The 14690-nt window shown below is 64.3% G+C and carries 13 protein-coding genes and 1 tRNA gene; 8 read left to right on the top strand and 6 right to left on the bottom strand.

Annotation, left to right across the window (positions count from 1 at the left end):
* The first annotated feature begins 204 nt into the window (after positions 1 to 204).
* The 3 genes from KB874_RS01125 (at position 205) to KB874_RS01115 (ending at position 3965) form a co-directional block, all read left to right on the top strand.
* Positions 205 to 2571: a calcium-binding protein gene (locus tag KB874_RS01125; RefSeq protein WP_212534694.1), complete on the top strand. Its 2367-nt coding sequence runs from the start codon at positions 205 to 207 to the stop codon at positions 2569 to 2571.
* A gap of 78 nt (positions 2572 to 2649) precedes the next feature.
* On the top strand, positions 2650 to 3456 hold the full coding sequence (locus KB874_RS01120; protein WP_212534693.1) for a DUF2189 domain-containing protein: 807 nt from the start codon (positions 2650 to 2652) through the stop codon (positions 3454 to 3456).
* 113 nt (positions 3457 to 3569) lie between these two features.
* The gene (locus KB874_RS01115; protein ID WP_212534692.1) at positions 3570 to 3965 is read left to right on the top strand and encodes a c-type cytochrome; all 396 of its coding nucleotides are present in this window, start codon (positions 3570 to 3572) and stop codon (positions 3963 to 3965) included.
* Positions 3966 to 4020: 55 nt separating this feature from the next.
* On the opposite strand, the gene KB874_RS01110 is transcribed toward KB874_RS01115, so the two are convergent.
* Complete coding sequence (locus tag KB874_RS01110) at positions 4021 to 4782, bottom strand: helix-turn-helix domain-containing protein (RefSeq protein ID WP_212534691.1); 762 nt, start codon at positions 4780 to 4782, stop codon at positions 4021 to 4023.
* A gap of 283 nt (positions 4783 to 5065) precedes the next feature.
* On the opposite strand from KB874_RS01110, the gene KB874_RS01105 reads away from it, so the two are divergent.
* The gene (locus KB874_RS01105; protein WP_212534690.1) at positions 5066 to 5377 is read left to right on the top strand and encodes a hypothetical protein; all 312 of its coding nucleotides are present in this window, start codon (positions 5066 to 5068) and stop codon (positions 5375 to 5377) included.
* A gap of 78 nt (positions 5378 to 5455) precedes the next feature.
* Here the strand turns inward: KB874_RS01105 and ilvN are convergent, their stop codons facing one another.
* Positions 5456 to 6016, bottom strand: a complete 561-nt coding sequence (gene ilvN, locus KB874_RS01100) for an acetolactate synthase small subunit (protein ID WP_212534689.1) — start codon at positions 6014 to 6016, stop codon at positions 5456 to 5458.
* Positions 6017 to 6129: 113 nt separating this feature from the next.
* The gene (locus tag KB874_RS01095) at positions 6130 to 7884 is read right to left on the bottom strand and encodes an acetolactate synthase 3 large subunit (protein ID WP_212534688.1); all 1755 of its coding nucleotides are present in this window, start codon (positions 7882 to 7884) and stop codon (positions 6130 to 6132) included.
* Positions 7885 to 8274: 390 nt separating this feature from the next.
* On the opposite strand from KB874_RS01095, the gene KB874_RS01090 reads away from it, so the two are divergent.
* The gene (locus KB874_RS01090) at positions 8275 to 8475 is read left to right on the top strand and encodes a hypothetical protein (protein WP_212534687.1); all 201 of its coding nucleotides are present in this window, start codon (positions 8275 to 8277) and stop codon (positions 8473 to 8475) included.
* A 3-nt stretch (positions 8476 to 8478) separates the two neighbouring features.
* Here the strand turns inward: KB874_RS01090 and KB874_RS01085 are convergent, their stop codons facing one another.
* Both KB874_RS01085 and KB874_RS01080 read right to left on the bottom strand, forming a co-directional pair.
* A complete protein-coding gene (locus KB874_RS01085; RefSeq protein ID WP_212534686.1) occupies positions 8479 to 8943 on the bottom strand; it encodes a disulfide bond formation protein B in 465 nt (154 codons plus the stop codon).
* Complete coding sequence (locus KB874_RS01080) at positions 8940 to 9518, bottom strand: YqaA family protein (protein ID WP_212534685.1); 579 nt, start codon at positions 9516 to 9518, stop codon at positions 8940 to 8942. Before KB874_RS01080 ends, KB874_RS01085 begins: the two co-directional genes overlap by 4 nt.
* 98 nt (positions 9519 to 9616) lie before the next feature.
* On the opposite strand from KB874_RS01080, the gene KB874_RS01075 reads away from it, so the two are divergent.
* Positions 9617 to 9700: transfer RNA gene (locus KB874_RS01075), tRNA-Leu, on the top strand.
* A gap of 238 nt (positions 9701 to 9938) precedes the next feature.
* Positions 9939 to 13070 (top strand): beta strand repeat-containing protein, encoded by a 3132-nt coding sequence (locus KB874_RS01070; protein WP_212534684.1) that lies wholly within the window; start codon positions 9939 to 9941, stop codon positions 13068 to 13070.
* A 131-nt stretch (positions 13071 to 13201) separates the two neighbouring features.
* Here KB874_RS01070 and KB874_RS01065 read toward each other — a convergent pair whose 3' ends face one another.
* A complete protein-coding gene (locus KB874_RS01065; protein ID WP_212534683.1) occupies positions 13202 to 13432 on the bottom strand; it encodes a hypothetical protein in 231 nt (76 codons plus the stop codon).
* A 225-nt stretch (positions 13433 to 13657) separates the two neighbouring features.
* On the opposite strand from KB874_RS01065, the gene KB874_RS01060 reads away from it, so the two are divergent.
* Positions 13658 to 14638, top strand: a complete 981-nt coding sequence (locus KB874_RS01060; protein ID WP_212534682.1) for a zinc-binding dehydrogenase — start codon at positions 13658 to 13660, stop codon at positions 14636 to 14638.
* The last annotated feature ends 52 nt before the right edge of the window (positions 14639 to 14690 follow it).

Raw genomic sequence — 14690 nt, 5'->3', positions numbered from 1 at the left:
GCCGCTCTTGTCACGGTCCCGGCCATTGCCTTTTCTGGCGGCGGAAACGCGCGGCCAACAGCGTCGGCAGGCCGAGTCGATGCCCGCCACGAAAGCGATGTTTACCCAACGTCATTAATCGATTTTCCGCCCGGGATGTTTTCGTGACCGGGCCTCTATGCCAAGAAACCTCGATTGGATCGGACCGAAAGAGGAATTTGGCGCATGGCGACACTGGATGGCAGCACCGACGTTTTGAACAATGTGGGCTTTCCGATTTCCTGGGGTGGAAGCGGATACATCGGGGACCTGGTCCTGAATGCGGAAGCCGTCTCGATGACAGGTGGCGGCTGGACGGTGGGGGGGCTGACCTTCGTCACCAGCGGCACGGCGTCGGTAACTGGAAGCGGCAGCGGCATGATCGAGCGGCTGAACGGCGGTTTGGCCACCACCTTCAATGTCGACCTTTCCGGCGGCGGCACGATCCCGTTCATCATGGGGGGCGGTACGACCAGCAACATCACGCTCGGCGCCTCCGAGGTCCGCTATCTTGGCGCCTTTGGCTCGATCTCCAACACGATCATCACCGGATCGGGCAATGTGGGTCTGATCGATGTGACGGGGCCCGCCGCGATCGCGGTGAACGGCGACGTGAATTCGATCAACGCGTCTGGGTCCAGCAACTATGTCCTGGTCGACGGCGGCAGCGTCAACGCGTTCACAGGGGATGACGGGAATGACACCGTTCAGGTCTTGAACGGCGGTGTCGGGCTGGCCGTGATGAACGGCGGCGACGACTACATCCGGATTGAAAACGCCGGCATCGTCTTCTTCGCGGCCAGCTTTGGCGGCAGCATGCTGCTTGAAATGCGCGATGCCTCGCGCATGGCGGAACTGCGGGTCGCGGACACCGACAGCACCATCGACCTCGGCGGTTCCGCGCGGCTCGAGTTCCTGCGCAGCGCGGGTGGTGAGAATGGCGGCGCGCTGGCCATCGAATTGTACGGCAACGCGCGGATGGACATGCTGCGCCATGTCGATGCCGATGCGACGATCGACATGGTTGGCTCGTCGCGCCTCGATACGCTGTTCCTGTCCGGCGGCGCGTTCGACATTTCCATCGGCGACACGGCGCGGCTGCGCAACGCCGAGCTGAGCGACGGCACGCTGACACTGACGACGGCGGACCAGAATTTGGCCGACCTGACGCTGCGCGATGTCGCGGCGACGATCACGGTGGGCGCGGGCGGGATCGGGGCGATCCAGTCGCAGGCATCGACGCCGGACCTGAGCGGCCCGGAGCCGACACCGCCGATCGACAACACCATCGATGCCGTCCTTGGCTATGTCGAAGCAATCGACATGCATGGATACCAGGCGACGACGCTGACCACCGGCGCGCTTGGCGCAGGCACCATCCGATTGGGGGATGGCAGCGACGTCGTGAATGCGTTGGGCGGCGCGATCCTGGCGCTTGGTCTGCGCGGCGGTGACGATTCCGTGGTTCTGGACGGAACCGACCTGGGCATCCTCTGGATGGGCGACGGCAACGATTCCCTGTCGCACCTGTCCGACAGCAGCGACGGGCTTGTGGTCTATGGCGGTCAGGGGATGGACACGCTTCTGGGCCGGTCCGGTGCGGACAAGTTGGGTGGCGGCGATGGTGACGACTCGATCCAGGGTGACTCCGGCACAGACCTGCTGTTCGGGGGCGACGGCGTGGACACGATCTTTGGCGGCGCCGATGAGGACATTCTCTTTGGCGGAAACGACGATGACGAACTGTATGGCGGCGACGGCAATGATGTTCTCGATGGCGGCGAGGGCGACGATTTCGTCCTTGGCGGCAATGGCGAGGATCTGATCCGTGGCGAAGCGGGCGGTGACGTTCTGAAGGGGGCCGAGGGCAACGACACGGTGCATGGTGGAGACGACGACGATTCGATCGTCGGCGGCACCGGCGATGACCTGATTGACGGCGGTTCGGGCGTCGACACGATCCTGGGCGGCGGCGGCAGTGACATGATCTTCGGTGGTGGCGACGCGGATTCGCTGCTGGGTGGCGCTGATGACGATGTGATCGAGGGCAGCTGGGGCGAGGACACGATCTTTGGCGGCAATGGCGACGACACCCTGAAAGGCCAACAGAGCAACGACATTGTCTGGGGCGGCGACGGGTTCGACCTGCTCGAGGGCGGCGCGGGCGACGATGTTCTGCGCGGCGTCAACGATGATGACACGCTGCGTGGCGGCGCCGGGTCGGACAGCCTGCTGGGCGGTGCCGGGGATGACGTGCTCGAGGGCGGAGCGGACCGCGACACACTGGTTGGTGGTGCTGGACGTGACCAGTTCCTGTTCACGGCCAATACCGGTGACGTCGATTACATCGACGATTTCCAGCAGGGCAGCGACGTCATGGTGATCGAGGGTCACACGGGCGGGTTTGCCGATCTGACGATCAACGACGCGAGCGTCGGCGGCGAGTTCGCGCTGCCTTATCATTTCGTCCGCTACGATGGCGGCGAGATCCGCTTCGAGTCCAACAGCAACTCCGGTCTGATCCTGACGGCCGACGATTTCCTTTTCGTCTGACGCCGCTTGACGCCCTCGTGAGGCCCGCGCTTTACTTGACCTTGGGAAACGCGCGGGCCATCGCGAGGAGGAGAGCGGATGCCCGATACACCGAAACCCGGCGTGCCGGACTTGGCAAGCGTCGACGCGGCCCTGCTGCGCGAGGCGATCCGCCGGGGCTGGGCCGACCTGCGCCGGGCACCCGGCTTTGCCCTGCTGTTCGCGGGCGTCTACGTGCTGGGCGGCTGGATCATGGTCTGGATCACCTGGATCACCGGCCAGACCTACTGGCTGGTCTTCGCCGCCATCGGCTTTCCGCTGATCGCGCCTTTTGCCGGCGTGGGCTTCTACGATGTGTCGCGCCGGATCCAGCAGGGGCGACCGCTGGACTGGATGCAGATCGTCAGCGTGATCGGGCGGCAATCCAAGCGTCAACTGCCCTCGATCAGCGCGATCATCATCGTGGTTTTCCTGTTCTGGTTCTTCCTTGCCCACATGATCTTTGCGCTATTCCTGGGCCTGTCGACGATGACCAACGTCTCCAGTTCCTTCGCGGTCTACCTGACGCCCAACGGGCTGACGATGCTTGCGGTGGGCACGGCTGTGGGGGCGGGCTTTTCCGCGCTGCTCTACATGATCACAGTGCTGTCGCTGCCGATGCTGCTGGACCGCGAGATCGATTTCGTAACCGCCATGATCACCTCGTTCCAGTATGTGCAGGCCAATGCCGTGCCGATGTTCCTCTGGGCCGGGTTCATCGCCTCGATCACGCTGCTGTCGATGCTGCCGGGGTTCCTGGGCCTGTTCGTCACGCTGCCGCTTTTCGGCCACGCGACCTGGCACCTCTACGCCATGCTGGCCTACGGCCCGGCGGAACAAGGTGCGCAGGCGGTCGTGCCCGCCTGATCTGCATCAAGGTCCGAAAGCATTCGGACTGTACCATGTGAGTGTCGTTCATCCGTGGATGCGATCGCATCCCCGGCGGCGGCGTGACTGTGATCGCATGGGAGGATGAGATGATGAAGACGGCAACCCTGACGCTGGCCGGTGCGCTTGTGGCCGCCAGTGCGGTCCTGGCCCAGGACGCGGACCACGGCAGGCAGTATTACGACCAGTATTGCGCTACCTGCCACGGTGCCGACGGCACCGGCGCCGGTCCGCTGGCCGAGATGATGACCGCCGTGGTGCCAGACCTGACCGGGCTGTCGGCCAAGAATGACGGCGAGTTCCCGATGCTGGACGTGATCCACGTCATCGATGGACGCACGGGGGTGCGGTCGCATGGCGGCCCGATGCCGGTCTACGGCGCGTTGTTCATGTCCGAAAGCGGCTCTGGCACCCTGTATGGCGACGTGCTCTACAGCCGGGGCAAGGTGCTTTCGATCGCCTATTTCCTGGAAGGCATCCAGAAATAGACGGGCACTTGCGGGGGCGGTCCGTCCGTCAGGGCCACGCCGCCCCCGATCCGCCTCAGGTGAGCGGCTTGTCCAGGTCCAGCAACTGCCGGTGATAGGGCACCAGTTGGGACGCCGTGCAAAAGCCCTGTGCCCGCGCTGCGCTCAGCACCTTGTGGGTGTCGCGGCCGAGATACTCGTAGATCAGCCGCTCGATCCGGCGGCCAGCCACGTTCTCGCGCACCGGGCGCGTGACGTAGCCCACCCAGTAATTGTTCTCGAAACTGGGAATATGGGCGAGGAAGTTGAAAGAGGCCGTGACCGTGCCGCGACGGCTGACCAGAGCCGCCACGCCTTCTTCCTGCCGCATCACCACGCCGCGGAACTCGCGATGTGGCGGCGTTGCCTCCAGCCCTTGGCTTGACATCGCCTCCTTCGCCTCGAAGCCGCGAAGAAAGGTCTGGTCGTCGCGCCGGAACACGTAGATCAGGCCCTGGACGAAGCGCGCCTCGTCCATGAAGCTGCGCCGCACGAAGCGGAAGAACCCCGAGGGGAACTCCTTTTCGGTCAGCGGCTCGACGGAGCGTCCCAGGAAATCGGCCACCGCCTCGTGCCGCAGCAGGTCGTTGCCCGACTGGCCGATGTTCTCGACCGGTTCCAGCAGGATTCGCGCATCGACGCCGAAATGATCGCAGATTCGGTGCAGCACGTCCGGCCGCGGAAAGCTCTCTCCGGCAAGATAGCGGTTGTATTGTGTCCGGTTGATCCCCAGGTCGCGGCACAGGGCCGAGATGGAGGTCGCCTGGCGTGAGAGCCGACGCAGGTTGGCACCAAGCATGCTCCGCAATTCTGCGGGGCTTGGTCGGCGCTTTGCCGTCTTGCGGCCGTTTGTCGGCATTTGTGCCTCGCGTGTCGCTCGATATTGCCGGAAAACCGTCGTCACTGACCAGACCGTCACATACTCGAAAGGCGCTGACGCCACTTGGCGTCACACCTGATGCTCTACAGCACCAGACTTGCCGACTGACGACACAAAAATCAAGCCGCCGACGCTGGGAAAACCATGTTTGTGACCGGTTTTTTGTTTCAAAATCGCATTGCAATACGAAGATTTGCGCAGAATGGGCGAACACATGTACGGCGTTGTTCTTTGGGCAGACAAAAGCGATAACAAGGCAGTGATCTGGTGCGAGGATCACGGAAACCTTGCCTATTACTACGACCCCGAATGCAGCCTGCATGACGGGGGCGCAATCGATGCGGGCGACCTGATCCAGTTCGATCTCAGGGAAGAAAGCGAATGTCGCCGGGCCCGCAACTTGCGTCGTGTCAGCTCCGGGTTCGCACCGGAACTGCCCACGCGGCTCAAGGTCGACCAGCCGCGCCATGCGCCGCAACCTGAATCCACGGTGATCCCGTTCCGCCGTCCCTGACCCCCTCAGGGCAACCGGCCGGAAACGACGCGGGCGCCCGAGGGCGCCCGTTTTCGTTTCACCGGCGGTCCGTCCCGCTCAGGAGCCTCGCGACAGTGCCGCGACGCCGGTGCGCGCCAGTTCGATCAGGCCCAGCGGGCGCATCAGGTCGGCAAAGGCGTCGATCTTCTCCGGGGTGCCGGTGATCTGGAAGACGAAGCTTTCCAGCGTCGAATCCACCACATGGGCGCGAAAGATGTCCGCCAGCCGCAGCGCCTCGACCCGCTTGTCGCCCTTGCCCGACACCTTGACCAGCGCCAGTTCGCGCTCGACGCTGGCGCCCTCGACGGTCAGGTCGTGGACCTCGTGCACCGGCACGATCCGCCCCAGCTGCGCCTTGATCTGCTCGATCACCTGCGGCGTGCCGGTAGTGACGATGGTGATCCGGCTGAGGTGGCCCTCGTGGTCGACCTCGGCCACGGTCAGGCTTTCGATATTGTAGCCGCGCCCCGAGAACAGCCCGATCACGCGGGCCAGGACGCCGGGCTCGTTCTCTACCAGCACCGCCAGCGTGTGACGCTCCTGCACGTCGGAGAACGACGGCCGCAGGTTGTAGGCAGAGTGCTTGGACGAGCCCTTCTTGATATGCAGTGGCGACATCCGGTCTTCCTTCCAAACGGCCCTTGGGTTCCTTGGGCCTCAAATACCTCTTGGGGCTGGGGGCAGAGCCCCCGGTCGGTGGGTCGGGCGGGCCGCGCCCGCCCGAAACCGCATCACACCAGCACGGCGCCCTTGCCGGCGATGGCGTTGGTCGCCTTGGCGTCGGACAGCAGCATCTTGTTGTGCGGCTCGCCCGAGGGGATCATCGGGAAGCAGTTCTCGTGCTTCTCGACAAGGCAATCCATGATCACCGGCCCATCATGCTCGATCATCTCCATGATCGCGTCGTCGAGGTCCTTCGGATCCGAGCAAAAGATGCCCTTGGCGCCAAACGCCTCGGCGAGCTTGACGAAATCGGGCAGGGCCTCGGACCAGGAATGCGAATAGCGTTCGCCATGCAGCAGCTGCTGCCACTGGCGCACCATGCCGAGGCGCTCGTTGTTCAGGATGAACTGCTTGACCGGCAGGCGATACTGGATCGCGGTGCCCATTTCCTGCATGTTCATCAGCCAGGATGCCTCGCCCGCCACGTTGATGACCAGCGCATCCGGGTGCGCCACCTGAACGCCGATCGACGCCGGGAAACCGTAACCCATCGTGCCGAGGCCACCGGAGGTCATCCAGCGGTTCGGGTCTTCGAAGCCCAGGTATTGCGCCGCCCACATCTGGTGCTGGCCGACCTCGGTGCAGATGTAGCGGTCGCGCCCCTTGGTCAGCGCCTCGAGCCGGGCAACGGCATGCTGCGGCTTGATGGTGCTCTCGGACGCCTTGAACTTGAGGCAGTCGACCTTGCGCCATTCGTCGATCTGGCGCCACCACTTGGCGAGGCCGTCGGTGTTCACCCGGCGGCCGCGCGATTTCCACAGGTTCAGCGCGTCCTCCAGCACGTGGGCGACGTCGCCGATGATCGGGATATCGGTCTTGATCACCTTGTTGATCGAGGACGGGTCGATGTCGACATGCGCCTTTTTCGACTTCGGGCTGAACGCATCCAGCCGCCCGGTGATCCGGTCGTCGAAGCGCGCGCCGATGTTGATCATCAGGTCACAGCCATGCATCGCGAGGTTGGCCTCGTAAAGGCCGTGCATTCCCAGCATCCCCAGCCAGTGCTTGCCCGAGGCGGGGTAGGCACCCAGACCCATCAGCGTCGAGGTGATGGGAAAGCCGGTCGCCTCGACGAACTCGCGCAACAGCTGGCTTGCCGCCGGGCCCGAGTTGATGACGCCGCCGCCGGTATAAAAGACCGGGCGTTCGGCCTTTTCCATCGCGGCGACCAGCGCCTCGATCTGGGCCATGTCGCCCTTCACCTGCGGCGCATAATGGCGTGCGATGGTCTTGGGCTTGGGCTGATATATGGCGCTGGCGAACTGCACGTCCTTCGGGATGTCGACCAGAACCGGGCCGGGACGGCCCGAGGTGGCGACATGGAAGGCCTCGTGGATGGTGGCCGACAGTCGGTCAGTGTCCTTGACCAGCCAGTTGTGCTTGGTGCAGGGCCGGGTGATGCCGACCGTGTCCGCCTCCTGAAAGGCGTCCGATCCGATCATGAAGGTCGGCACCTGGCCGGTCAGGACGACGATCGGAATCGAATCCATCAGCGCGTCGGTCAGGCCGGTCACTGCGTTCGTCGCGCCGGGTCCCGAGGTGACCAGAACGACACCGGGCTTGCCGGTCGAGCGGGCATAGCCCTCGGCGGCGTGGACCGCCGCCTGCTCGTGCCGGACCAGGTAATGCCGGATATGCTCCTGCTGGAACAGCTCGTCATAGATCGGCAGCACGGCACCGCCCGGGTAGCCGAATACCGTGTCCACACCCTGATCCTTCAGCGCCTGAACCACCATTTTCGCACCGGTCATCGTCTGTGCCATGTTCTCATCTCCGATCTGGACACATTGCTCGTGTCATTCCGTCGTCCGCGCATAAAAAAGCCCCCGGTTCTGGATCGGGGGCGCATGGGGTCCTTGAAGGGGTTCCGTCACCGGCCCATGCGCCATGTCCCTACGATTACCAGAAGGTCGATCATTTCGCCGCTCCGTGAATGCGCGGCGACCTTATGAGCGACGGCCGGGAGCGTCAACCGCGTTTGCGGAAAAAATGTCGGACGAAGCCAAGAATCTTTGCAAATCTTGCGCGGCTTTCTGCCGGCCCTGTTCGGCGACCGGGCGACTGGCCTGCAACAATCCCGCGCGGCAACGTGAATTGCGTGCGAGGGCGGCGCGGCGTTACCTTGGCAGCGTTCCGTGTAGGAGGCATTCGAGATGGCCCACAACGTCCTGTATCGCGATTTCAACCTGTGCCGCGCGGCCGTTCTGGCGGCGCTGATCGGCTTGGCCTGGATCAGCGGCAAGGGGCCGGCGCATCATCCCTCCGACGACGAGGCAGAGATCCAGTCGCTGCTGAACCGTGCCAGCGTGCCGGTGCAGGAGCATGTCGATGCCTGGGGCGGCAAGAGTCTCTGACGATCAGGCCCGGCGCGCCCGCAGCGCCGCGATCCAGACCAGCGCAAGGCCCAGCGACACCACCGCGTTCCAACCCGCCATGGACAAGCCCAGCATCTGCCAGGGGATCTCGTCGCAGCGAACCAGCGGCGCGGCCATGATCTGGTTCAGCAATTCGTCCGCCGACAGCCCCTCGATCGAGCCCGAGGTGCAGGTGGTCGGACCCTGCCACCAGCCTTGTTCCACACCCGCGTGATAGGCGCCGATCCCGGCCGAGGCCAGCGCCGAGGTCGCGCCAAGCACCGCCACCAGCGCCACCGGCACGACCAGCGCCAGCAACCCGGCGATCACCGCGCCGCCATGGCCATAGCGCTGCCAGTAGCACAACTTGCAGGGCGGCATATCAGCCAGATACTGGAACCCGAAGGCGGCCAGCAGCATGGCGGCCGACCCGGCGGCGGCGAGGATCATCAGGCGTTGGCGTGTCACAGGTATTTCACCAGAAAGAAGCCCCCGATCAATAGAACGACGAAAACGGTGAAGACCAGACCAAGGCGCTTCTCGATGAAATCACGAATGGGTGCGCCAAAGCTGCGCAGCAATGCCGCCACCACGAAAAAGCGCAGCGCCCGCGCGATGATCGAGGTCACGACAAAGGTGGCCAGCGGCATCGCCGTCCAGCCCGACATGATGGTGATGACCTTGTACGGAAAGGGCGTGACGCCCGCCGTCAGCACTGCCCAGAAGCCCACGCCATTGAACTGCTCGTTGAAGGCGGCCATGGCGTCGCCCTTGCCCAGCGCCTCGAGGATCGGCTGGCCGAGGCTCTCGTAGAAGAAGAAGCCGATTCCATAGCCCAGCATCCCCCCAAGCACCGAGGACACCGTCGCCACCGCCGCGATCAGCCAGGCGCGATGCGGCGCGGCCAGGATCATCGGGATCATCAGCACGTCGGGCGGAATCGGAAAGACCGAGGACTCGATGAAGGCCACCGCCGCGAGGATCCATAGCGCGCGGGGGTGGTCGGCCTTGGCCATGGTCCAGTCGTAGAGACGGCGCAGCATGGGCACTCCGGGTTTGTTGCGCAGGGCAAAGACCATGCCTGCGCCGACGGTGCAATCCCTCTTTACGCCTTTGCTGCCTCGCGCTAGACGGAATGCGTGCCCAAGTGGCGGAACGGTAGACGCAGGGGATTCAAAATCCCCCGCCGCAAGGCGTGTGGGTTCGAGTCCCACCTTGGGCACCACCACCAGATCAGCATCCGGGAACCGCCGTCATGGCCTCCGACGACGCACGTTCGTGCGGGGCCGGTGCGGCACAGCATTGGATTCACTCGGCGATAGGGTTTCAGGATTCTCGGCGCGCATGCCCGGCGGGCATCTGCGCCGACCCGCGTTTTGGCGGGAAAGCCGATTCGTGTTATTGTTTCGATGTCTGACACAGTCAGTTCGTATTTATCCGAAAATTTCAATTGGAGAGCAACAATGGCCGTAAATGAATCCCACATCCTCGACGGAGTCACACCCGTCACGATCCTGGGCCGGACCTACGACTGGTCAGGTGGCAACAATTACCAAGAGTTCGTGAACATCTTCACCGACGAAGTCGGGCCCAACAGTCTTGACCTGACTCTCAGCGATGGCCCATGGCGAATCGAGACGATGCTTGTCGGCTCGTTGAACGGGATTGATGTGACGATCACCGAGGCGGATGACGGCATCGAACGGGACATCGATACTCTCCGGTTGGGCGACGGCAATTTCGTCATTGACCTGCCGTATGTCGATGTGAAGTTCATCCGCCAGAGCGGCGACCTTGCGAGTTCGAATGTGACCCTGACGTTGGGCCAGAATTCGACTCGAGCCATTGACCTTGAAAACGGCAACGACAGCGTGACGACCCGCACCGGACGCTTGGAGTATGTCGACCTGTCGGGTGGTGACAATACGCTGAACGTCGCCGACAATGGGCGGGTATATGCGGCCCGGATGGACAATGGCGCCGACGTCACCACGATCGGAAATGCCGGGCGTGTCGACAGCCTCTATATGGGCAACGGCAACGACACGCTGACGCTGGGCGACAACGGTCTGATCGGGTCGGTCTATCTGGACAACGGTGCCGACACGTTCAACGGATCGACCGGGGCGGACAGCCGCGTGGACTCGCTCTTTGCCTGGGAAGCGGGCGGCGACACGATCAACGTGAACCGGACAACCTTCAACCACCTGGAACTGGGCACCGACGCCGGCGAAACGACGACCGTCAATGGCGGATCGGGCGATCTGCGCATGGTCAAACTGTATGGCGCAGGCACCTTCAACATCGATTCCGGCACCGGCCACGTGGAGAGCCTGCGCGGAACGAATTCTACCCACAATCTGACCCTTGGCTCAGGCGGATCAGATTCGGTGGTGCTGGGGAACGGCACGAACACGGTGGATTTCACCGGCGGGTTTCATGGCAATTTCACGTCCTACAGCGGAACGAACACGATCACCATCGCCGATGGCGCCGAGGTGCGCACGATCGGCACCTCGGGCGGTGTCGACAACCTGGCGGTCGCAGGGCGATTCAATGCGGCGACCCTCGGTGGCAACGACGACGAAGTCTCGATGACTGGTCAGGCCCGGGGAAACACGCTCGACCTTGGAGATGGAAACAACGAACTGACGATCACCTCGGACCAGTACCTCAATACCGTGGTTGCCTACAGCGACAACGATACCGTGACCCTGGACAATGCCGATTTCAACTTGCAGTCGGCGCAACTGGGAAGCGGTGACAATCGTTTCGACCTGATCGACGGAAAGGTGGAACAACTCCTTGCCTACGGGGGGGACGACACGCTTGACGTCAGCGGCGGACGGATCGCGACCGCGACCCTTGGCAACGGTGCCAACACGGTCACTGTCATTGGTGGTCAGATCAACAATCTCGAAACCTATGAAGGCGACGACACGATCTCGGTTTCGACGGGGCGGATCGACGTCATCCGGGCAGGGTCCGGCAACAACGATGTGACGACCGGGGATCAGTTTACGGACATCATCACGGCGTTTGACGACGCCGATATCGTGCGTGTCGGCACTGGCGGGGCCGGGTTTGTCCGGACCAGCGGCGGCGACGACACGGTCGAAAGCGCCAGCGGCAGCTTCGTCTACGCGGTCCGCACGGATGATGGCGCCGACAACGTGCTCCTGCTTGGCGGAGGCCACAGCGTGGGCCTGGGCCGTGGGAACGATACGCTGACTGCGCAGGGATTCGTCGATTTCATCCACGCGAGCGATGGCGACGACGTGCTCAACATCGAGGACGGCGCCGGGGCGATCAGGACCGGCAGCGGTATGGACACGGTCAACATGAACGGCACCTCCTGGGCCCGTTCGATCGAGACCGGCGACGACAGCGACACCGTCAATGTCGCGGCCGGGCGTCCCTCGCTGATCGACACGGGGAGCGGCGATGACCTGATCCGGTTCACCGCCGCCTCGGACCCGACTTTCGGCACCCGCCTTTCGGGCAGCAGCGGCATCGATACGGTCGATTTCGGCGGCCTTGGCACGACCGTGACCTTCACGCTCGACGGGGGCGGAATCTGGCAGAACGTCGGCGCGCCGGGCGGCGACCCGGATGCGGTCGGCGTCGGGTACATTTCCGAAAACGGAATCGAGAATGTCATCGGGGGGGCGCTCGACGACAGGCTGACCGGGGATGACGGCGCGAACCTTCTGTCCGGCAACAACGGCAACGATACGTTGATCGGACTTGCCGGGGACGACACGCTGTTCGGCGGGGCCGGGAACGACACGCTGGACGGTCGCGAAGGCAATGACAGCATGAACGGCGACGTCGGAAACGACCTGTTGTTCGGCGGTGACGGCGACGACCTGATCGGCGGCGGGGATTCCTACGACACGATCTTTGGCGGCGCCGGCAACGACACGGTCTGGGGCGGCAATGGCCGGGACCAGGTCCGCCTGCTGGATGGCAACGACGTGTTCTGGGACAACGGACAATCGAACGTGCATGCCCATGACACGGTGTTCGGCGGCACGGGCAACGACACGCTGAATGGCGGCGGCGGCAACGAGGTGCTGTTCGGCGAAGCCGGCAACGACTCGATGGTCGGCGGCGTCGGTGACGACCGGCTTGGCGGTGGCGATGGCTTTGACACGATCTTTGGTGGCGCCGGCAACGATACCGTCTGGGGCGGAAACGGGCGCGATCTGGTCTATCTTGGCGATGGCAGCGACATCTTCTGGGACAACACCCAGTCCAATGCGAACGCCCACGATACGGTCTTTGGCGGCAACGGCAACGATACGGTGAATCTCGGCGGCGGCGATGACGAGGCCAGTGGCGGGCAGGGGGCCGACACCTTCGTCTTTGCCGCGGCGATCGACAACGACACGCTAACGGACTACGCCGTGGACACCGACGCGCTTCGGATCGATACGAATCTCTGGGGCGGTCCGCTGACGCAAACGCACCTCGACGGCATCTCGGACACGTCCTCGGGCGTGCTGGTGCTCGACTTCGGTGCCGGCAACAGCATCACCTTCCTCGGCGTGACCTCGAATGCCGGGCTGTTGGACGACATCACGCTGGTATAGGCGGGGCGCGCCCTCTGCCGCTGGGTCGGTTTCTGCACCCACCAGCGGCCGCACGCCGCCCATGGCGGACACCTGCCCGCCACGGGCCATGTCCACACGACCGAAGCCGACTGGCCGGGACAGAGAGTGGTTCAGATCGTCCCGGAAACGGTCCAACGGATGCGGAACAGTTCCGTCATCGGGAAAAGCCGGTCGAAAGCGAAAAAGCGAAAAGGGCGGCATTGGCCGCCCTTCTTCTTGCGCCCGGGACAGGGAAATGTGCCCCGGTTCCAGCCGTCGGACGACGTCGGCACGATATCCGCCGCGTCGCCGGTATGGCAGACAAAAAGCGTGCTGTAGAAGCCGATGTGGTCCTGGGCCACCGGGGACGCGTCAACGGCAGGGCAAGGCCGAAGATTCCTGCGGGGTTTCAAAGGGGACCAACACCCGACGCGCGGGCTGCGCGCACTTCTGCAACTGCCGAAGGATTGGCTCTTGGAGCGCATTGCACGGCGGTCGCGCCGCCGGTTCATGCGATAAGGCTTTCCAAGTGGCGCGGTTGACGGTCTTCTCGCAGGAAGGAATGACAAGCGCAGGGAGTGGCAGAGATGAAAGCGGTCGTGTTGGACAAGCCCGACGGGCGCCCCGAGTCGGTTCTGATCCGGGACATCGCGGTGCCCGAACCGGGGCCGGGTCAGGTTCTGCTCCGGGTCGCGGTGGCGGGGCTGAACTATGCGGATGTCATGATGCGCACCGGCATCTACCCGCATCCCAAGGGCTATCCGCTGGTCGCCGGGCTTGAGATGGCGGGGACGGTCGCGGCGCTGGGGCCGGGCGTGACGGGGCTGGCCGTCGGCGACCGCATCGCCGCCTTCAGCGAGGATGCGGGGGGCTTCGCCGAGTTCTGCGCAGTGCCGGTCGAACGGGTGATCCAGTTGCCGGACGACGTGTCGTTCGAGACCGGGGCGGCGTTCTACATCCAGGGCCTGACGGCGTGGAACCTGTTGCACGGGGTCAGCAGCACCGCGCCGGGCGACGTGCTGCTGATCCATGCCATCGGCGGCGGCGTTGGGTTGTTCCTGACGCAACTGGCCAAGGCGGCGGGTGCGACGGTGATCGGCACCGTGGGCACCAGCGGCAAGGAGGCGCGCGCGCTGGAATTCGGCGCCGATATCGTGGTCAACCGGGCCGAGGCCGATTTCGTCAGCGTCGCGCTGGAGGCGACACAGGGCAGGGGCGTCGACAAGGTGATCGATTCCACCGGTGCCTCGATCCTCGACCGCAGCTTTGACGCGATCCGGCCGCTGGGACACGTGGTCAGCTACGGCGAGGCCGAGGGCAAGCCCTATGACTCGCTCTGGGAACGGCTGGTGCGCAAGTCGCTGACCTTTACCCGGATGCACCTTGGCCACCTGGATTACAGGGCACCGTCCTGGGCGCAGGGCGTCGAAGAGGTGCTGGGCGGCATCCGCTCGGGCACGATCCAGGTGCCGGTCGAGGCGGTGTTCGAGATGGACGACGTCCTTGCGATGTATGACGCGCTGGCTTCGCGCCGCGTGGCGGGCAAGCTGCTGCTGCGGATCGGCTGAAACCCCGCCCGGTCGTGGAACCGGGCGGCGCCCATCCGATGCGCAGCGCCCG

The organism is Thetidibacter halocola, assembly GCF_018224955.1.
Taxonomy (GTDB): domain Bacteria; phylum Pseudomonadota; class Alphaproteobacteria; order Rhodobacterales; family Rhodobacteraceae; genus Thetidibacter; species Thetidibacter halocola.
The sequence above is the reverse complement of the archived record's forward strand: the minus strand, read 5'-3'. Positions and strand labels throughout refer to the sequence as shown.

What these genes read in the sequence shown, in the direction of transcription:
- KB874_RS01090 (WP_212534687.1), top strand. Translation starts at nt 8,275, where the DNA reads ATGGCCCACAACGTCCTGTATCGCGATTTCAACCTGTGCCGCGCGGCC.
- KB874_RS01125 (WP_212534694.1), top strand. Translation starts at nt 205, where the DNA reads ATGGCGACACTGGATGGCAGCACCGACGTTTTGAACAATGTGGGCTTT.
- KB874_RS01120 (WP_212534693.1), top strand. Translation starts at nt 2,650, where the DNA reads ATGCCCGATACACCGAAACCCGGCGTGCCGGACTTGGCAAGCGTCGAC.
- KB874_RS01060 (WP_212534682.1), top strand. Translation starts at nt 13,658, where the DNA reads ATGAAAGCGGTCGTGTTGGACAAGCCCGACGGGCGCCCCGAGTCGGTT.
- KB874_RS01115 (WP_212534692.1), top strand. Translation starts at nt 3,570, where the DNA reads ATGAAGACGGCAACCCTGACGCTGGCCGGTGCGCTTGTGGCCGCCAGT.
- KB874_RS01095 (WP_212534688.1), bottom strand. Translation starts at nt 7,884, where the DNA reads ATGGCACAGACGATGACCGGTGCGAAAATGGTGGTTCAGGCGCTGAAG.
- KB874_RS01105 (WP_212534690.1), top strand. Translation starts at nt 5,066, where the DNA reads ATGGGCGAACACATGTACGGCGTTGTTCTTTGGGCAGACAAAAGCGAT.
- KB874_RS01070 (WP_212534684.1), top strand. Translation starts at nt 9,939, where the DNA reads ATGGCCGTAAATGAATCCCACATCCTCGACGGAGTCACACCCGTCACG.
- ilvN (WP_212534689.1), bottom strand. Translation starts at nt 6,016, where the DNA reads ATGTCGCCACTGCATATCAAGAAGGGCTCGTCCAAGCACTCTGCCTAC.
- KB874_RS01080 (WP_212534685.1), bottom strand. Translation starts at nt 9,518, where the DNA reads ATGCTGCGCCGTCTCTACGACTGGACCATGGCCAAGGCCGACCACCCC.
- KB874_RS01110 (WP_212534691.1), bottom strand. Translation starts at nt 4,782, where the DNA reads ATGCTTGGTGCCAACCTGCGTCGGCTCTCACGCCAGGCGACCTCCATC.